Source organism: Thermomonas sp., from assembly GCF_020850895.1.
In the GTDB taxonomy this organism is placed as follows: Bacteria; Pseudomonadota; Gammaproteobacteria; order Xanthomonadales; family Xanthomonadaceae; genus Thermomonas.
Window position 1 is genome coordinate 17,905 of the sequence record NZ_JADZDS010000114.1, and the last position, 18,033, is coordinate 35,937.

Annotated in this window: 19 protein-coding genes; 4 read left to right on the forward strand and 15 right to left on the reverse strand. The window is 65.5% G+C overall.

Going from position 1 to position 18,033, the window contains the following annotated elements; all coding sequences use genetic code 11:
• The first annotated feature begins 149 nt into the window (after nucleotides 1-149).
• A complete protein-coding gene (locus tag IT472_RS10400; RefSeq protein WP_297181427.1) occupies nucleotides 150-581 on the forward strand; it encodes a dihydrofolate reductase in 432 nt (143 codons plus the stop codon).
• On the opposite strand, the gene IT472_RS10405 is transcribed toward IT472_RS10400, so the two are convergent.
• The 12 genes from IT472_RS10405 to IT472_RS10460 all read right to left on the reverse strand — a co-directional run bounded on the left by IT472_RS10405 (nucleotide 566) and on the right by IT472_RS10460 (nucleotide 13,111).
• The gene (locus tag IT472_RS10405) at nucleotides 566-1,492 is read right to left on the reverse strand and encodes a symmetrical bis(5'-nucleosyl)-tetraphosphatase (RefSeq protein ID WP_297181428.1); all 927 of its coding nucleotides are present in this window, start codon (nucleotides 1,490-1,492) and stop codon (nucleotides 566-568) included. The genes IT472_RS10400 and IT472_RS10405 overlap by 16 nt on opposite strands.
• 13 nt (nucleotides 1,493-1,505) lie before the next feature.
• Nucleotides 1,506-1,886, reverse strand: coding sequence for a Co2+/Mg2+ efflux protein ApaG (gene apaG / locus IT472_RS10410; RefSeq protein ID WP_297181429.1), 381 nt, complete (start codon nucleotides 1,884-1,886; stop codon nucleotides 1,506-1,508).
• 56 nt (nucleotides 1,887-1,942) lie between these two features.
• The gene (gene rsmA, locus IT472_RS10415) at nucleotides 1,943-2,752 is read right to left on the reverse strand and encodes a 16S rRNA (adenine(1518)-N(6)/adenine(1519)-N(6))-dimethyltransferase RsmA (RefSeq protein ID WP_297181430.1); all 810 of its coding nucleotides are present in this window, start codon (nucleotides 2,750-2,752) and stop codon (nucleotides 1,943-1,945) included.
• Entirely contained in the window at nucleotides 2,752-3,726 is a 975-nt protein-coding gene (pdxA, locus tag IT472_RS10420) for a 4-hydroxythreonine-4-phosphate dehydrogenase PdxA (RefSeq protein ID WP_297181431.1), read from the reverse strand. The genes rsmA and pdxA overlap by 1 nt, the downstream gene beginning before the upstream one ends.
• Nucleotides 3,727-3,731: 5 nt before the next feature.
• Nucleotides 3,732-5,141: a peptidylprolyl isomerase gene (locus IT472_RS10425; protein ID WP_343231830.1), complete on the reverse strand. Its 1,410-nt coding sequence runs from the start codon at nucleotides 5,139-5,141 to the stop codon at nucleotides 3,732-3,734.
• An 8-nt stretch (nucleotides 5,142-5,149) separates the two neighbouring features.
• Nucleotides 5,150-7,450 carry an LPS assembly protein LptD gene (gene lptD, locus IT472_RS10430; protein ID WP_297181433.1) on the reverse strand — a complete coding sequence of 767 codons (2,301 nt, stop codon included), beginning with the start codon at nucleotides 7,448-7,450 and terminating at the stop codon, nucleotides 5,150-5,152.
• A 76-nt stretch (nucleotides 7,451-7,526) separates the two neighbouring features.
• Complete coding sequence (locus IT472_RS10435; RefSeq protein ID WP_297181459.1) at nucleotides 7,527-8,456, reverse strand: histone deacetylase family protein; 930 nt, start codon at nucleotides 8,454-8,456, stop codon at nucleotides 7,527-7,529.
• Between the two features lie 11 nt (nucleotides 8,457-8,467).
• A complete protein-coding gene (locus IT472_RS10440; protein ID WP_297181434.1) occupies nucleotides 8,468-9,034 on the reverse strand; it encodes a cob(I)yrinic acid a,c-diamide adenosyltransferase in 567 nt (188 codons plus the stop codon).
• A gap of 9 nt (nucleotides 9,035-9,043) precedes the next feature.
• A complete protein-coding gene (locus tag IT472_RS10445; protein WP_297181436.1) occupies nucleotides 9,044-9,613 on the reverse strand; it encodes a DUF6580 family putative transport protein in 570 nt (189 codons plus the stop codon).
• A 131-nt stretch (nucleotides 9,614-9,744) separates the two neighbouring features.
• Nucleotides 9,745-10,797 (reverse strand): 23S rRNA (cytidine(2498)-2'-O)-methyltransferase RlmM, encoded by a 1,053-nt coding sequence (gene rlmM, locus IT472_RS10450; protein ID WP_297181461.1) that lies wholly within the window; start codon nucleotides 10,795-10,797, stop codon nucleotides 9,745-9,747.
• Complete coding sequence (locus IT472_RS10455) at nucleotides 10,793-11,356, reverse strand: nucleoside deaminase (protein WP_297181437.1); 564 nt, start codon at nucleotides 11,354-11,356, stop codon at nucleotides 10,793-10,795. Before IT472_RS10455 ends, rlmM begins: the two co-directional genes overlap by 5 nt.
• 9 nt (nucleotides 11,357-11,365) lie before the next feature.
• A complete protein-coding gene (locus IT472_RS10460) occupies nucleotides 11,366-13,111 on the reverse strand; it encodes a glutamine--tRNA ligase/YqeY domain fusion protein (protein ID WP_297181438.1) in 1,746 nt (581 codons plus the stop codon).
• A gap of 95 nt (nucleotides 13,112-13,206) precedes the next feature.
• On the opposite strand from IT472_RS10460, the gene IT472_RS10465 reads away from it, so the two are divergent.
• The 3 genes from IT472_RS10465 to IT472_RS10475 are packed head-to-tail and all read left to right on the forward strand — an operon-like array spanning nucleotide 13,207 to nucleotide 14,789.
• On the forward strand, nucleotides 13,207-13,557 hold the full coding sequence (locus IT472_RS10465; RefSeq protein ID WP_297181440.1) for a hypothetical protein: 351 nt from the start codon (nucleotides 13,207-13,209) through the stop codon (nucleotides 13,555-13,557).
• A gap of 54 nt (nucleotides 13,558-13,611) precedes the next feature.
• A complete protein-coding gene (locus IT472_RS10470; RefSeq protein ID WP_297181441.1) occupies nucleotides 13,612-13,878 on the forward strand; it encodes a DUF2007 domain-containing protein in 267 nt (88 codons plus the stop codon).
• A complete protein-coding gene (locus IT472_RS10475; RefSeq protein WP_297181442.1) occupies nucleotides 13,875-14,789 on the forward strand; it encodes a DMT family transporter in 915 nt (304 codons plus the stop codon). Before IT472_RS10470 ends, IT472_RS10475 begins: the two co-directional genes overlap by 4 nt.
• Before the next feature lies 1 nt (nucleotide 14,790).
• Here IT472_RS10475 and IT472_RS10480 read toward each other — a convergent pair whose 3' ends face one another.
• The 3 genes from IT472_RS10480 to ahpF are packed head-to-tail and all read right to left on the reverse strand — an operon-like array spanning nucleotide 14,791 to nucleotide 17,941.
• The gene (locus IT472_RS10480) at nucleotides 14,791-15,438 is read right to left on the reverse strand and encodes a hypothetical protein (RefSeq protein ID WP_297181443.1); all 648 of its coding nucleotides are present in this window, start codon (nucleotides 15,436-15,438) and stop codon (nucleotides 14,791-14,793) included.
• A gap of 7 nt (nucleotides 15,439-15,445) precedes the next feature.
• Nucleotides 15,446-16,357, reverse strand: a complete 912-nt coding sequence (oxyR, locus tag IT472_RS10485; RefSeq protein ID WP_297181444.1) for a DNA-binding transcriptional regulator OxyR — start codon at nucleotides 16,355-16,357, stop codon at nucleotides 15,446-15,448.
• 3 nt (nucleotides 16,358-16,360) lie between these two features.
• Nucleotides 16,361-17,941 (reverse strand): alkyl hydroperoxide reductase subunit F, encoded by a 1,581-nt coding sequence (ahpF, locus tag IT472_RS10490; RefSeq protein WP_297181445.1) that lies wholly within the window; start codon nucleotides 17,939-17,941, stop codon nucleotides 16,361-16,363.
• Nucleotides 17,942-18,033: the final 92 nt, after the last annotated feature.

Here is an 18,033-nt window from a genome sequence, read left to right on the forward strand (position 1 = left end):
ATCAGGGCGGGGGTCTGGCGGGCGGAAACGTCGGTTCGGGCAGTGTGGCTACCGGGCGCTCTTTCCAATCCCCAATCCCCAATCCCCAATCCCGTCTCACCCTCATCGCTGCCCTCGATCGCCACTACGCTATTGGCAAAGACGGTGCCTTGCCGTGGCATCTTCCGGATGATCTCAAGCGCTTCAAGACGCTGACCTTGGGAAAGCCCATCCTGATGGGGCGCAAGACCGCGCAGTCGCTCGGGCGTGCCTTGCCGAAGCGGCGCAACCTGGTGCTGACCCGCAGCGGCCAGGTGCCGTTCGTGGGGATGCAGGCGGTGGCGTCGTTGGAACAAGCCTTGCTGCTTGCCGAAGGCGATGGCGGCGCACTGTGCGTGATCGGCGGTGGCGAGGTGTATGCCTTGGCCTTGCCGATCACCACGCGCTTGCATCTCACCTGGGTGGACACGGTGGTCGAAGGCGCCGATGCCCATTTCCCCCGCCTTGCCCTGCACGAGTGGCGGGAAACATCGCGCGTCCTGCATCCGGCAGATGCCGCGCACGCCTTTGCCTTCGACTTCGTGGATTACGAGCGGCGCTGATCGTCGGCGTGGCGTGGGCCATCGTGGCGCTGGCCGCCTTGGGGTTGCGCAGGCCTGGGTTTGTGGTGTCGATGTTTCGGTATCGGCGCCGGTACGTCGCGGCCAGGGACCTGCACCACGTTCAGACCATCGGCATCCAGCTGCAGGGCGGTCAACTTGCCGCTCCAGACCGCGCCGGTGTCGATGGCGTGGATGCCGTTGCCGATGAACAGGTTCAGCGCGCTCCAGTGACCGCAGACGATCTTGAGATCGCGCTGGGCATGGCCAGGGACGGCGTACCACGGGTACAGCCCCGGGGGCTGGCTGCCTGGCGGGCCTTTCTGCTCGAAGGCGACCCGCCCGCGCGGACTGCAATAGCGCATGCGGGTGAAGATGTTGATGATGGCGCGATCACGTTCGCTGCCTTGCAGGCGCGGCGACCATTCCGGGCCATCGCCATACATGCTCTTCAGCAGCTTCCGGTAGCCGTCACCACGCAGGCGCGCTTCCACTTCGCGCGCGTGTTTCTCCGCCAGTTGGGTGGTCCACTTCGGGGATAGGCCGGCGTGCACCATCATCCAGCCCAGACTGCGATCGACATGGCAGAGCGGGCGGCCGCGCAGCCAGGCCAGCAATTCCTGGGCATCGGGGGCGAACAACACGCCCTGCAGATCCGGGTTGACGCGGCGTTGTTCGTCGGGCGTGCGTTCGGACACCGCCAGCAGGGACAGGTCATGGTTGCCGAGCACGACGTGGCTGACTTCACGCAGCGAATGCACCAGGCGCAGGGTTTCGATCGACTGCCCGCCGCGGTTGACCAAATCGCCACAGAACCACAGCCGGTCAACCGCCGGATCGAAGCGGATCTTCTCCAGCAGGCGCTGGGTCACGTCATGGCAACCCTGCAGGTCGCCGATTGCCCAGACGGCCATCTGTCACCGTCCTTCAGTGCAACGTGCGCGGCACGGACAGGGTGAATGCGGGGATCGGCGTGGCGAAGCGGGTGCCGTCGTCGGCGAGCATGTCGTAACTGCCCTGCATGGTGCCGATGTCGGTTTCCAAGACCGCACCCGAGGTGTATTCGAAGCCCTCGCCCGGGCGCAGCCACGGCTGCTCGCCCACCACACCGTCGCCTTCGACTTCGCGGACTTGACCATTGCCGTCGGTGATCAACCAATACCGGCCCAGCAGCCGTGCCGGCACCGTGCCCCGGTTACGGATGCGAATGGTGTAGGCAAACATGTAGCGACGCTCTTCCGGAATCGATTGGTCGTCCAGATAGCGTGCATCGACATCAATGTCGAACTGGTATTCGTTGTCGCTCATGCCGCCATTCTAGCGGTGGTATGCCTTGGTGCGACGATCCCGGATCGATGTCGTGTTCAGCTGTTGGCGAGCAAATTGGCGAGGCGTACGAATCCGGCCACCTCGACCTGCTCGGCGCGCGCATCCACACGCAGGCCGGCGGCCTCGATGACGGCCGCCTCGGCCACCCCGCCGAGCGCATTGCGCAAGGTCTTGCGGCGCTGGCCGAAGGCGGCGCGGACGACGGCGGCAAAGGTCCCGCGGTTGCGCACCTCGATGCGTTCAGGCGGAAAGGGCAGCATCCGCACCACGGCAGAATCCACCTTCGGTGCCGGCCGGAACGCGCCCGGCGGCACCACGAACAGCGGGGTCACCGTGCAATACGCCTGCAGCATCACGCTGAGGCGGCCATAGACCTTGCTGCCGGGGCCGGCGGCCATGCGTTCCACCACTTCCTTCTGCAGCATGAAGTGCATGTCGCGGATCACCGCGGCGTGGTCGAGGGCATGGAACAGGATCGGCGAGCTGAGGTTGTAGGGCAGGTTGCCGGCGAGCCGGATCGTCCCGTGCGCATCGCCACTGGCCGCAGCCAGCGCCGTGAAATCCACGCCAAGGACATCGCCTTCGATCAGCTGCAGGCGGCCATGTTCGCGCGCAGCGGCTTGCAGCGGGGCATGCAGGTCGCGGTCGAACTCGATCGCGGTCAACGCGCCGTGGCGACGCAGCAGCGGGAAGGTCAACGCGCCCTGGCCGGGGCCAATCTCGACCAGCGCGTCACCCGGCTGCGGATTGATCGCCCGCACGATCTTGTCGATCACGCCGTGATCGTGGAGGAAGTTCTGGCCGAGGTGCTTCTTGGCCTCGCGAGAGAATTCCGGCGTGCTCATCAGGCAAGGCTGCCGCGACGGGCCAACCGGGTGCAGGTGTCGATGGCGGCAAACAGCGAGGACGGATCGGCTTGCCCGGTCCCGGCCAAGTCCAGCGCGGTCCCATGGTCCACCGCCACCCGCGGATAGGGCAGGCCGAGGCTGATGTTCACCGCATGGGCGAAATCGGTGTGCTTGAGCACCGGCAGGCCTTGGTCGTGGTACATCGCCAGCACCGCGTCGAAGCCGCGCAGCTTCTCGGGCAGGAAGGCGGTGTCGGCGGGCAGCGGTCCGACCAGTCGCAGGCCCTCGCCGCGCAGGCGCGCGAGCGTCGGGATGAGGATGTCCCGCTCCTCGCACCCGAGCAGCCCGTCTTCGCCGGCGTGCGGATTCAGGCCAAGCACGGCGATCAGCGGCTCGCGGATCGCAAACTGCGTGCGTAGCGCACGGTCGACGATGCGCAGCGTTCGGGTCAGGGCAGCGGGCGTGATGCGGTCGGCGACCTCGCGCAGCGGAATGTGCACGGTCTGCAGGGCCACGCGCATGGCGGGGTTGGCCAGCATCATCACCACCTCGCAACCCGCGTGCGACGCCAGCAGGCCGGTGGTGCCGGTGTAGGCAATGCCGCCGGCATTGATCGCGGCCTTGTGGATCGGGCCCGTCACCATGCCGTCGAGGTGACCGTCGAGGCAGGCTTGGGCCGCTGCTGTCAGGCTGGCGATGATGCTGGCGGCATTGGCCGGATCAGGCGTGCCGAAAGTCGAGTCAACCGGCAGTGTGCACTCGACGATTTCCAGACTGCGCGGGTCGAGCGGTGCAGAACCGCGGGCGTGCAAAAACAGCGGCAGATCAACCGCCGCGGCTGCGCGTCGTAGCGTGGCGGCGTCGCCGTGGATGACGAGATCGGCGTCCCAGCTGCGTTGTGCCGCCCGCACCACCAGCTCGGGACCTATCCCCGCCGGTTCGCCCGGGACCAGCGCCAGCCGTGGTCGCATTGGGATCAGAAAAGGATGCGGCTTCCTTCCCGGCGCGTTTCGACGGGCGTGACCCTGTGGCGTTCCTCGGGCGTTTCCTGCAATTCGGGGCGGGTGGAACGGCCTTGGGCATCGCGAATGTCGACATAGGCTTCGCTGCGCAATTCATGCAGGTAGCGATCCCATTCCTCTTCCAGCTTGCGGCGGCCGATGGTTTCGCGGATCTGGCCGCGCTGGCTCTCGTTGCCGGCGGCAATCTCGCGGGAGCCCTGTCGCTGCACGATGACCCAACCTTCGTCGGTTCGGAACGGGGCGGATGTCTGGCCATCGGCAAGGGCAGCAACCTGCATGCCGAGCGTGGCACTTTGCGCATCAGCCGAGAACCAACCCAAGTCGCCACCGCGCGTGCGGGAGGCCTGGTCGTCGGAATTCTCCCGTGCCAGCTTGCCGAAATCGTCGCCGCCGGCCAGTCGGGCTGCCAGCGCGTCGATCTTTGCCTTTGCATCGGCATCACTGGTGCTGGCATCCACCTTCACCAAGATCTGGCGGGCAGAGAACTGGGTCACCATTTCTCCCGCAGCAGGGGCTTGGTCGCGGGTGTCGACCAACTGCAACAGCTGGAATCCGCTGGGCCCACGGACCGGCCCGATGATCTGGCCGGGCTGCATCTGCTGGATGGTGCTGGCGAATGCGGGCGGGATCTCGTTGGCGCTGCGCCAGCCGAGGTCACCACCTTCTAGCGCATTGGGGCTGTTTGAATAGCGAACGGCGGCGGCTGCGAAGGTGATCTGGCCACGATCGATTTGATTCTTGATGTCCTCGATTTTCTTGACGGCCGCCTGCACCTGTTCCGGACTGGCGTTGTCCGGGGTGTTGATCAGGATATGGGCAAGGTGGAATTGGTGGATGCTCGTGCTGGCGGCAGTGGCCAGCGCGGCGTCCACCTCGGCTTCGCTCACGTTGATGCGGTTCTGGGCGAAACTCTGGCGCAATTTCTGGCTAATGATTTCATCGCGCAGGTTGGCACGGAAATCGGCCATCGAGGATCCATCCTTCGCGAGCCGCTCACGCAGTTGGTCCGGGGTCATGTTGTTCTGCTGCGCGATGCCGTTCACGGCGTTGTCGATGTCGGCATCGGTGGCCGTAATGCCGCCACTGATGGCTCGCTCGAGTTCGAGCCGCTGCAGGATCAGGCGTTCGAGGACCTGTTGCTCCAGCATGGCGGGTGGCGGCAGGATGTTCGGACGGTCGGCGTATTGGGCGCGGACGTTGGCCACGGCGCGGTCCAGGTCGCTGCGCAGGATCACGTCCTCATTGACCACCGCGGCGATGCTTTCCACCGGTTGGGGCGCAGCTTGTTGCGCCGTGGCGGTACCGGCCAGCAGCAGGGCCAATGACAGGGAAAGGGCGAGGAGGCGCGGCAGGCGCGGGCGAATGGTGGGCATCATGGGCGAATGCTGTCTTGGTCCGGCGAGGGTGGCTGGCCAGTCGCGGCTTGCGGCGGGACCAGGTAAAGATCATCGCGATTGTAGCCGAGGATGGCGCGGCGCAAGGTGCTGCGGGTGTCTTGGCCGGCTCCGCCAAGCCCCTTGAGTTCGAATTCCAGCATCAGGGTATTGTCCAGCCGGCCATCGCGGTTGCGCATGTATCGGCGGGCAACCAGACGGACCGCGATGCAGCAACTGTCCCACTGCACGCCAGCCAGGCCTTCCAGCGTCTTGCGTTCACGCAGTGAGTAGTAATGGCGCCCGACCAAGCTCCAGCTGGCATTGACCGGGTACAGGAAGGAAAAATCGACCTGTTCCAGCAAAGCCCTGCGGTAGCGGTAGTTCAGGTTGATCACGCCTTCGCCCGGGAACATGTAGCGGGCGCGCAGGCTGGCGAGGTCGGTGCGGCGGAACTTGGGATCGCGTTGGTAGGACGCACCCAGGGTCCAGCGGTCGGTGGGGGCGTAGTTGATGTCAGCCACCCAGGCCGAACGGTCCTGCTGGGTGATTGGTTCCCCGGGCAGGTGCACGCGCGAATCACGGAAATAGCGGATCTGGCCGAGGCTGGCCGAGAAACGCTCGCGGCCGTCCGATTCACGGATCATGCGGGTGCTCACCGCCAGCGTGAGTTGGTCGGCGTCGGCCTGTCGATCGGCACCGGAATAGCGGTTGTCACGGAACATCTGCGGCCAGCCGAAGGTCAGCGGCTGGGTGTCGAAGATCGGCATGTCATCCTGGTTGGCGTAGGGCACGTTCAGGTAAAATAACCGCGGCTCGATCGTCTGCAGGTAGTCCTTGCCCTTGTACTGGACCTGGCGGTCGAAGAACAGGCCGGCATCGACGCTGAAGATCGATTGCCCGCGCGAGGGCGAGGCGCTGCCCAGGATCTGGGCCAGCGCTGGGCCCAGCGAATAGCTGGTCTGCCGGAAGGCCAGCGTTGGTCGCACGAACCAGGCGTTGCCTTCGAACGACGCGGCGATCCATGGCTTGATGTCGAGGCGGGATCCCGCTGGGAAGACGGAGTGGCGGAAACGCACTGCCTCGGCGTCGATCCCGAAACTCACCGGGCCTGCCCCCAGTGGATACTCCCAATGTGCCGCGGCGCGCGGCATCCGGTCGTAGGGCAGGATCCAGTCGTTGAGGGTGTAGTCCGCCAGTTGCCAGTGGTCGGCGCTGAGTTGGACGTTCCAGTTGCTGCCGCGACCGTAGAGGCCAATGGAGCTGTAGGCGGTGGATTGCGAGAGTCCGTCGATGCTGTTGGTGAAGTCCTCGAAGTAGCGTGGGTCGCTGATCCAATTGACGCTGGCCCTCGCCTGCCAATGCTCGCCAAAATCCTGCAGGGCGTTGTAATGCACGCGCCAGCGGTCGCGATTGCGCAGGTCGTCGTTCGGCATCCACAGTGCGCCAAGGGTGCCGCTGCCGTGCTCGTTCAAGTAGCGGAACTCGGCACCCAGCAAGACGCCGCGGCGGCTCATGAATCTGGGATTGAGGGTCAGGTCGTAGTTCGGGGCCAGATTGATGTAGATCGGCTGTCGCCAATCGAAACCGTTGCGACCGGAGTTGGAGATCGACGGGTACAGCAAGCCGCTGCGACGGCGATCATCGGTTGGGAACATCAGCCAGGGCAGGTAAAGCACGGGCACGTTGCCCAGCTTCAGGCTGGCGCCATGCGCCACCGCCATTCCGGTTTTCTGGTCGATGTCGATCCGCCGCGCGCTCAATTCCCAATGCCGTGACTCCGGCGCGCAAGTCGAGTACGTGGCGCCATACAGGCTGCCGTTGTCCCCGACCATGCTGGCGCTCTTGGCGGTGCCGTTGCCGCGGCGCGAGAGCAACTGGTAACGGATGTCTTCCAGGGTATGCGACTCGGTGTTCTGGTTGCCTTCGGCATGGTCGGCGCGCAGTCGCATCCCCGGTGCCTGGTAGCGGATGTTTCCTTCCGCGGTGTAGCGACCCTGGGCCTGATCGTAGGTGATCTGGTCTGCTCCGAGGAACTGCGCGCCGTTGCGCATGGTCACGTTGCCACGGAAGATCGGATTGGCGTCGGTTCCGGAGAGTTGGTCGCCTTCGATGTCGGTGGGCTGGTTCTTGCCATCGATGGCCACCCCTTCCGGAACCTGCGTGACTTCAGGGAATGCAGGGATCACGTCCTGGATGGGGCACAGGCCCCAATTCTGTGGAAAGTCGTCGCCGGCGTGCGCCTGCAGCGAGGATGCGATCAACAGGGGCAGGGCAAGAAGGCGCGGGATTGGGCGCACGGGCGGGTTCACAGGCAAATCAGGCGGCTAGCTTGCCGGAAGCGAGGCGTGGCGGCAAACCCCGGTGGCGTTCCGTTCAGCGTGGCTGGCGTGGCGGTTCGAGCAGGGCATCGACATGGACCACGCTGCATTCGGCGAGCGCCTGCAGGTCGTAACCGCCTTCCAGCATGGACACGATCCGGCCATGGGCATGTCGATCGGCGATGGCCGCGAGTTCACGGGTGAGCCAGCCGAAATCGCCGGCCTCGAGCTGCAATCCGGCCAAGGGGTCATTGCGATGGGCATCGAAGCCGGCGGAGATCAGCAGCAGTTCGGGTGCAAAGGCATCAAGTGCCGGCAACAGGCGGGACCGCCAGACGGAACGGAAGGCCGTGCCATCGGCACCCGGCGGCAGCATCACGTTGAACACATTGCCGCAGCCGGTCTCGCGCTCGTCCCCGGTGCCGGGATACAGCGGAGCCTGATGGCTACTGGCGTACAGCACCTGCGGGTCGTGTTCGAAAATCGCCTGCGTGCCATTGCCGTGGTGGACGTCGAAATCGACGATGGCAACGCGTTTCAGCCCGTGGACATCGATGGCGTGGCGTGCCGCCACCGCGACATTGTTGAACAGGCAGAATCCCATCGCGGTGTCGGCGGTTGCGTGGTGGCCGGGTGGGCGCACCGCGCAGAACGCACGGAGTGCGCCACCGCCAACGATGGCATCCACCGCTGCGATACCGGCACCGGCAGCGCGCAAGGCCGCTTCGGCCGAGCCGGGGGAAGCCACGGTGTCTGGATCCAGTCCGACCAGGCCCTCCGGGATCGGCGCGAGGACCACATCCACCAACGAGGCCGCGTGGACGCGCTGGAGCTTGCTGCGGTCGGCGCGTGGCGCCTCCTTCCAGATCAGGTCGGGGAAGGCTGTGCGTAGCGCGGTGAGCACCGCGGCCAAGCGCTCGGGTCGCTCGGGATGGCCGGGGCCGGTTGCGTGCCCAAGGCAGGCCGGATGGGTGAAGGCGTGCAGCGTCGCAGTGCTCACGTTGCCTGTGGTTGCCGACGGCGTTCGTGGTTCCACATGACCTCGCCGTGTCCGCTGGCGCGCGCCAGCACGCGCGACAGCACGAACAGGAGGTCAGAAAGTCGGTTCAGGTAGTGCCGCGGCTGCGGCCGGATATCTTCGGCCTGCGCCAGCGTCACGGTGACGCGTTCTGCACGGCGGACCACCGTGCGGGCGATATGGCAGCGCGCCGCTGCTTCGCCGCCACCGGGCAGGATGAATTCCTTGAGCGCGGGCAGGTCGCGATTGAAACAGTCGATCTGCGTTTCCAGCGCCTCGATGTCGGCATCGAAGATCGCTGCATGGCCGGGGATGCACAGCTCGCCGCCGAGGTCGAACAGTTGATGCTGGATATGCACCAGCAGTTCGCGCACCTCCGCCGGCATTTCCGCCGCGAGCAAAAGCCCGATGCAGGAATTGGCCTCATCGACCGTGCCGTAGGCCTCGACCCGTGTCGAATCCTTGGCGACACGCGAACCGTCGCCGAGGCCGGTGCTGCCGTCATCGCCGGTGCGGGTGTAGATCTTGCTGAGGCGATTGCCCATGCCGGGCGATCAGGCGGTCTGGGTGCGCAGCTGCGGATGGCGACGGCGCAACAGTTCGAAGCCGCCGAACAGCAGCGCCGAATAGAACAGCGTGCCGGCCACGGTCCACTGGAAGAAGGGAATGCCGGCGACGTAGGCGGCGACCAAGCCAGCGGCCGTTTGGGGATACATGGAACCGCCCAACCAAGTGCCGAAATTGGTGACGAGGAAGAACAACACCGAACCTGCTAGCGAATAGCCCAGCACGCGCCCGCCGCTGACCTTGCCGCGCAGACCGAAGCCGAGCACGGTGGACAGGGCGATGCAGGCATACACCATCAGGTAGCCGGCGCTGGCGAAGTAGCTCCAGTAGATCCCGCCGTTCACCAGTCCGAGCACGAGGTCGGATGCGAACATCGCCACCAGCGGCACCACCAGCGCCCAGCCACGCGGAATGAAGTAGGCACCGCCGAACAGTGCGACCGCTTCGATCGGCGAGAAATTCGGCGGATGCGGGATCACGCGACTCAGTGCGGCGGCGAAGATCAGCGCGGCCAACAGCAGCGGGCCGGCGGAGAGGGTCGAAGCAGTACGGTTCATGGCGATGGGTATGTAGCGGCCAGAGAAGGCGTAAGCATAGCGCAAAGCCCGTGCGGGACTGCGTGATCTTCCCTCGCCTTGGCAAGCGCAGGTCGTGCCGATGGGCATGGCGACATGCGACGGGCGACGGCTCAGTTCGATCGGGAAGGCGTGGCGACCACGGTGATTTCCTCGCGGTCGTGGTAGAGCTGCTTGGCACGGATGACCAGCGGTTTCCCGGCCTGCTGCGCGAACAGGTCGAGGCAGAGCCGGGTCTCCTGCCAGCGTTTTTTCATCGGCAGTTTCAGGTTGAAGATTGCCTGCCGGCACCAGCCCTCGCGCAGCCAGGTGGCCATCCGTTCGGCCACCCGCCTGGGTTGCTCGACCATGTCGCAAACCATCCAGTCCAGCGGGTGCGGGGGCTGCCAGGAAAACCCGTCGGCGCGCAGGTGCTGGACCATGCCGGACGCCAGCAGATACGGATGCAGCGGGCCATTGTCCACCGCCGTCACTCGGATCCGGTTGCGGGTCAGCACCCAGGTCCAGCCGCCGGGCGCGGCGCCGAGGTCGGCACCGACCATGCCCTCTTTCAACAAGCGCTGGCGCTCTTCCGCGTCGAGCAACACCAGCAGCGCTTCTTCCAGCTTGAGTGCCGAGCGCGAAGGCGCATCCTTGTGCATTTTCAGGCGCGGGATGCCAAGCGGCCACGGCGCACTATCGGCGGCGTGGCTACGCGCCAGCAAGGCGTGATCGCCGGAGAGCAGGCAGACGTGCAGCCGCGGCAGGCCGGGGTTGTCCTTGGTCGCGAGCAATCCCGCCTTGCGCAATGCCGGGCGCAGCGCGTTGCCAAGGCTGCGGGCGAGGCCCGCCAGCGGCTTGCCGGCACTGGAATCCGGGTGCTCCATCACCAACTCGCCGAAACGCGTCTGTCCCTGTAGCACATCCAGCATCGGTGCGATCCGGTCCTGTGGGGCCAGGCCGCGCAGTTCCGCCAGCAGGTGCAGTTTCTGTCGCGCAAAAATCAGCGATGAAAACGGCAAGGCGCGATCCAGCGATGCACCGTCTTCGCAGAAGAACACCACATGGCCGCTGTCGCGCTCGGTGCGTGCATAGCCGGCAAAGCCCGCCTCCGCGGCGCGGTCGGTCAGCTCCGCCGCGAGTTCGGGTTCGAAGCCCTGCCGGCAGTAGGCAAGCAGGCCGTCAATAATTCGGTCCGCCGAGTTCGCCATAGGCTTTGAGTACCGCGCAGGCGGCTTCGCGCAGCACATCGCGCACGACCTCGATCCCGCGCTGGTTCAATTCGCCCACCCAATCGGTGGGCAGCGGGCCTTCGTCGAACGCGGTCAGTGCCATCACGTCCTCGGCGCGCGCGCCGATCAGTAGGCGGTCGATGCCGGCCCACACGGTCGCGCCATAGCACTGGCAGCAGGGCTGGGCGGAGGTGGCCAGTGTGATCGGGCCGCCGTCCTCGTTCAGGCGGAAGCGTTGCAGGCGCTGCTGCGCCAGCATGAAGGCCATGGTCTCGGCATGCGCCAGCGAACAGCTCTGGCGCACCACGCGGTTCACGCCGACCGCGATCAGTTGGTGTTGCGCGCTGAATACCGCTGCCCCGAATGGACCACCGCTCTGGCGCTCGACGTTGTGCTTCGACAACTCGATCGCGAACGCGACCTTGGCGGCATCGGTCGAGAAATCGCGACCGCTCAGGTCCAGTTCCAGCACCCAAATCGGCAGGGTGATGTGCAGCTGCGCGGGTAGGGGCATCGGCACCGTTCAGCCCTTCTGGGTCCAGGTGTCGCGCAGGGTGACGCTGCGATTGAACACCGGCACGCCGGGTTGGTGATCGTAACGGTCGGCGACGAAATAGCCGTTGCGTTCGAACTGGAAGCCCTGCTCCGGCGTGGCGCCTGCCGCAGCCGGTTCCACATAGCCGGTGACGACCTTGCGCGAGCCGGGATTCAGGTAATCGACATAGGTCTTGCCGCCTGCGTCGTTGTCCGGGTCGGCCACGCTGAACAGACGGTCATATAGGCGGATCTCGGCAGGGACGCCGTGCTTGACGCTGACCCAGTGGATGGTGCCCTTGACCTTGCGGTTGGCACCGTCCATGCCGGGGCGCGAAGCGGGATCCAGTGTGCAACGCAATTCAAAGGCACGGCCCGCTTCGTCCTTCACCACCTCGTCGCAGCGGATGATGCCCGCCCCGCGCAGGCGCACTTCGCCGCCCAGGGTCAGGCGCTTGAAGCCGGGTGGAGGTACTTCTTCAAAGTCCTCGCGCTCGATCCACAGCGCACGCGCGAACGGAACCTGGCGGACACCCTGCGACTCGTCCTTGGGATGGTTGGCGAAGCTCAGGAATTCCTCGTGCGCTTCCGGCACATTGGTCAGCACGATCTTCAGCGGATCGATCACCGCCATCCGGCGTGGTGCGTGGGCGTCGAGGTCATCGCGCAGCGCGCCTTCCAGAATGGAAATATCCAGCAGCGAGTTCTGCTTGCTGATGCCGACGCGATCGACCATCAACTTCAGCGCCGAGGCGGTATAGCCGCGGCGGCGGATGCCCTGCAGGGTGGGCATGCGCGGGTCGTCCCAGCCGTCGACCAGTTTGTCGGTGACGAGCTGCATCAGCTTGCGCTTGCTCATCACCAGATAATTGAAATTGAGCCGCGAGAATTCGATCTGGCGCGGCTTGGCGGCTTCCTTCGGCAGATCCTTGGCGAGCAACGGGTCCAGCAGCTCGGGATGGCCGGCCAGATCCACGTTGTCCACGCTCCAGTCGTACAGCGGGCGGTGGTCCTCGAATTCCAGCGTGCACAGCGAATGGGTGATGCCCTCGATCGCATCGCCGAGCGCGTGGGCGAAGTCGTACATCGGGTAGATCGGCCAGTCGTTGCCGGTGTTCTGGTGTTCGACATGCTTGATCCGGTACAGCGCCGGGTCGCGCAGGTTGATATTGCCGCTGCCCATGTCGATCTTGGCGCGCAGGGTGCGGCTGCCGTCGGCGAACTCACCGGCGCGCATGCGGCGGAACAGGTCGACGTTCTCCTCGACGCTGCGTTCGCGGTAGGGCGAGTTGCGACCGGGTTCGGTGAGCGTGCCGCGATAGGCGCGCACGTCGTCCGCACTCAGGTCGCAGACATAGGCCTTGCCGTCGCGAATGAGCTTTTCGGCGGCGAGATAGTAGACGCCGAAATAGTCGGAGGCGTGGCGCAGACTGTGCCAGTCAAAGCCCAGCCAGCGCACGTCGTCTTGAATGGCACGCACATACTCGGGGTCTTCACGCGCCGGGTTGGTGTCGTCCAGACGCAGATTGCAGACCCCGCCGAATTCCTGGGCGATGCCGAAATCGAGGCAAATCGCCTTGGCATGGCCGATATGCAGATAGCCGTTCGGCTCCGGCGGGAAGCGGGTCTTGATCGCAGCGTGCTTGCCGGAGGCCAGGTCCTCGCGAACGATCTGGCGGATGAAGTCGTTCTTTTCGGGAAGGGCGTCGGCGGGGGCTTCAGAAGTCTGGGACACGGAAACGGGAGAGGCGTGGGTGGCTGCTTAGTTTAGTCGTATCCTCCGTGGGTCGGATTTTCATGCGTGAGAATCGTCACTGCAGGAGTGATGGGATGGCTTGGGCGATCTTCGCCTTCGTATTCGTGGGGTTGCCAACCATCTTCGTTGTGCTGCTCGTGTTGTCTTGGCGGAAAAGTCGCAGCAAGGTGCAGCAGATTGCCGCAGACGAACGGGTGGCGCAGGGTGTGGTGGTGCGAAAGGTCAAATACACTCAGGTCATCTACCGTTTCCGCGACGGGTTGCAGCAGGAGCATGAGGGCTTGAGCGACGTGCTGCGCGAGCATTGGCATCGGCTGGAAACGGGCGGGCCGGTCGAAATCGTCTACTGTGGCAGGCAGCCGGAGGTGTCGATGCTGATGGAGCGTTACCGCATGGCGAAGCCCCTGCTGCAGAACCGGCGTTAGGGAAACCCTGAAAAATCGTGGCTCGACTTATCAGTGCTTCTTCAGGGAATGGTGATGCGCACCGTGTACGAAGCTGAAAACATCATCGACGCCCACCTCGTGAAGCATGCGCTGGAGGCCGAGGGCATTCCGGCCTATGTGCGCGGGGAGTCGTTGACCGGTGGGATCGGGGAGCTCGGCGTGTTCGGCTTGGTCGCGGTGATGGTGCCTGAGGACATCTGGCCGCAGGCGCGGGACTGCGTGCAGTCGTTGCAGCTGGGCTTGGCCCCGGACCTTCGATCCGGGCGCGATGATGGATTGCCCGGCGCATTGCCGGCATGAGCGATCCCCAGCTGCGCGCGGCCAGCCTGGAGCTGTTGATCGGAGCGGCCATCATCGGCAGCAATGGGCTGATGGTGCGCTTGTCGCAGATGCCGCCGATTGCAGTGGCGTTCTGGCGGATGTTGCTGGCGGGGATCCTGCTGGCGACGGTGGTGAGCCTGCGGCATCGTTGGCAACCGCTGTCGCGCAAGGCGTGGCTGTGGCTGCCCTTGCCGATCCTTGCCTTTGCCGTCGATCTGACCCTGTGGCACAAGAGCATCCAACTGGTGGGGCCCGGGCTTGCGACCCTGCTGGCCAACGCCCAGGTGTTCTTCATGGCACTGGCTGGGCTGGTGTTGTTCGGCGAGCGTCTCGGGCCACGCTTCCTGGCAGGGGTGCTGCTGGCCTTCTTCGGCTTGTGGCTGCTGCTGGGAGCCGACTGGGCGACCCTGCCGCCGCAGTACCGCTGGGGGGTGTGGCTGGGGCTGGGCACCGGCGTTGCCTATGCGGCCTACAACATCGGCATCAAACGGTCCCAGCACGCCGCGGCCGAGGGCAAGGCGCGCGCACCGGTCGAACAGGTGCTGTGCATCGCCGCGTTCGGCAGTGCGCTGTGCCTGGGTCTGTTGGGCTGGGCCGAAGGGGAGGTCTTTGCGCCACCGTCGCTGCACGCCTGGGGCATCCTGCTGGTGCTGGCGGCGGTGGGTCACTGCCTGAGCTGGGTGTTGATCTCGCGCTCGATGGTGGTCTTGCCGGTGGCACTGGCAGGCCTGTTGTTGCTCGCGCAGCCGATCGTGGCCTATCTGCTTGATGTGCTGGTGCTGGGCCTGATGCCCACGCCACGGCACTGGGCCGGACTGATGGTGAGCCTGCTCGGCATTTTCGTCGCCGGGATGAAATCGAAACAGCCCAGCGTCGCCCAGGAGGCATGAGCTAGTCGCGGGTGATGGTGCAGGCGTACACCAGTTCGCAGGCGCCATCACCGCTGTCATCACGACGCAATGAGCTGATCCAATGCCAGCCGTCCGCGCGATCGATGCGGACCAACCAGCCATCGATGCGCACGTTGTCGCCTGCCTCGAGGTCCCGCAGCGCGCTGGCCACCTCGTCGCCGGCGGGGATGATGTGCATATTGCTGGCGCTGCGCGTGATTTCAGCGGGCGGGATCGGGGGTGCGCTGCGCCAGCGGTAATGGAAGAAGCGACTGCCCTGGCTGAAGCTGAGTTGGCTCAGGACCGCAGGGTCGCGCATGCGGCCCCAGCCCAGGGCGAGATCCGTCGGCGCGTACTTCGCGCCGTCGTCGAACCAGTAATTTTCAACCCCCAAGACGTGTGCCTCGACGCTGAAGCCGGCCAGGGGCGTGAGCCTGGCGCCTGCGACGGCGGGCAATACCAGCCCCGACGGTGCATCGGTTTGCCGAGGCGGGGCACCTGCGGCAACCCTCGGGGGCAAGGGGCAGCGGGAATTGGCCAGGAGTGTGCGCGTTTCCGGGGACACCTCGCTGCCGGGTGGGTGTGCGAGAAACCAGCCAAGGACCATGCAGGCCACGACAATCAGCAGAAGTGTGCTGCGCTTGGGCATGGGGCGGCTAGTCGGGAGTCCCCTTCAATAGTAGTCCCGCCTGTGCGCGAATCGCGTCCGCAACCTGATCGAGGAATGTCTCCATCGGCGACGTCTTTCGGTAGACGAGGGCGATCTTCCGACTCGGCGCCGGGGCTTTGAATGCCACCGTCCGGATGCTTGCCGGTTGCACCATGGGCTCGCTGACGGCAAGCGCGGGCAGCAGGGTCACGCCAGCGCCGGCTGCGACCATCTGTCGCAGCGTTTCCAGGCTGGTGGCGCGGAAGCCGGATTTCTCCTGCGCACCGGCCAATCGGCAAACATCCAGTGCCTGGTCGCGCAGGCAGTGCCCATCTTCCAGCAGCAGCAGGGTTTGATCGGAGAGATCTGCCATCGACAGCGATTTCCGCCGGGTCAGCGGGTGGCTGCTGGGTGCTGCCAGCAAGAAGGGTTCTTCGAACAGGCACTGTGAATGCAGTTGCTCGTCGTGCACCGGCAGGGCCAGCAAGGCCGCATCCAGTTTGCCTTCGTGCAGGCGTTGCAGCAGGACGTCGCTCTTTTCCTCGATCAATAGCAGTTCCAGTTGCGGGAAGCGCTGGCGCAACTGTGGCACCACATGCGGCAGCAAATACGGGCCAAGGGTCGGGAACACGCCCAGCCGCAAGCTGCCCGCGGCCGGATCGCGGCTGCGCCGGGCACTGGCTTTCATCGCCTCGACGTCGGCGAGGATACGCCGCGCACGCTGCACCATGTCGATGCCGACGGGGGTGAGCATGACTTTGCGCGGTGCGCGTTCCACCAGTGGCACGCCCAATTCCTCCTCCAGTTTCCGGAGTTGGGTGGACAGTGTCGGTTGGCTGACGAAGCAGGCCTCGGCCGCCTTGCCGAAATGGCGCAGGTCGGCGAGCGCGACGAGGTAGCCGAGATCGCGCAGGTTCATCGCTCAGGCTGCCTTGGCCGTTTCCGCCGGTGCCGAGGTCCGGATCAGGTGGTCGAAGGCCGACAGCGCGGCCGTGGAGCCACCGCCCATCGCCACCACGATTTGCTTGTAGGCCTCGGTGGTGGCGTCGCCGGCGGCAAACACGCCAGGCAGGCTGGTGTGGCCGCGTTCGTCGATCACGATTTCGCCGCGCGGCGACAGTTCCAACGCACCCTTCAGCCACTCGGTGTTGGGGAGCAGGCCGATCTGCACGAACACGCCGGCAAGGTCGAGATCACGCGCTTGGCCATTGCTTCGGTCAGTGAAACGCAGCCCGGTGAGCTTGCTGCCATCGCCCAGCATCTCGGTGGTTTGCGCGTTCACATGCACGGCGGTGTTGGGCAGGCTGTACAGCTTGCGCTGCAGGACCGCATCCGCACGCAGTTGGCCGTCGAACTCCAGCACCGTCACGTGTTCGACGACACCGGCCAGGTCGATCGCCGCCTCGATGCCGGAATTGCCGCCGCCGATCACCGCCACCCGCTTGCCCTTGAACAGCGGGCCGTCGCAGTGCGGGCAATAGGTGACGCCCTTGGTACGGTAATCGGCCTCGCCGGGCACACCGGTCTGCCGCCAGCGTGCGCCGGGGGCGAGGATCACGGTCTTGCTGCGCAAGGTCGCGCCGCTTTCCAGTTCGACGCCAATCAGCGCGTTCGCGGCGGAGGCAGGGTGCAGTGCGTTTGCGCGCTGGGTGGTGATCACGTCGACGCCATAGCTGCGCACATGCGCTTCCAGAGAGGCGGCCAGCTTCGGCCCTTCGGTGTATTCGACCGAAGGAAAATTCTCGATCGCCATGGTGTCCTGCACCTGGCCGCCGAAACGCTCGGCGATGAGGCCCGTGCGGATGCCCTTGCGTGCGGCGTAGATCGCGGCTGCCGCGCCGGCCGGGCCACCACCGACGATCAGCACGTCGTACGGCTCACGCGCGCTCAAGGCGTCTGCCGCACGCGCCGCGGCACCGCTGTCAAGCTTGGCCAGGATTTGTTCGATGCTCATGCGGCCCGAGTCGAATTCCACGCCGTTGCGGTACACCGTCGGCACCGACAGGATCTGCTTGGCTTCGACTTCATCCTGGAACAGTGATCCATCGATGGCGACGTGGTGGATGCGCGGGTTGAGCACGCTCATGGCGTTCAGTGCCTGCACGGTGTCCGGGCAGCTCTGGCAATGCAGGGACATGAACGTTTCGAAATGGTGCTCGCCTGGCAAGTCGCGCACGTGCTGCGCCAGCGCCGCGTCGATGCGCACCGGGTGGCCACCCACCTGCAGCAGGGCCAGCACCAATGACGTGAATTCGTGGCCCAGTGGGATGCCGGCGAAGCCCACCTGCACGTCGCTGCCGGTGCGCTGGATCAGGAAGGAGGGCTTGCGCGCATCGTCACCGTCGGCGCGGGAAATCTTCGGCGACAGCGCGGTGATTTCATCCAGCAAAGCGTCGAGTTCACGCGACGTCTCGGAATTGTCCAGCGAGGCGACAAGCGCAATGGGATGTTGCAGTTTTTCGAGATAGGTGGCGAGCTGCGTCTTGAGGCTGGCGTCCAACATGGGGGCTCCTTTGAAGGATTTCAGGTGCGCACACGCGTGCCGCATGACGGCGGCATGGCGTCGAAAGGGCTGGGTGAACGCGATGGCCGGCA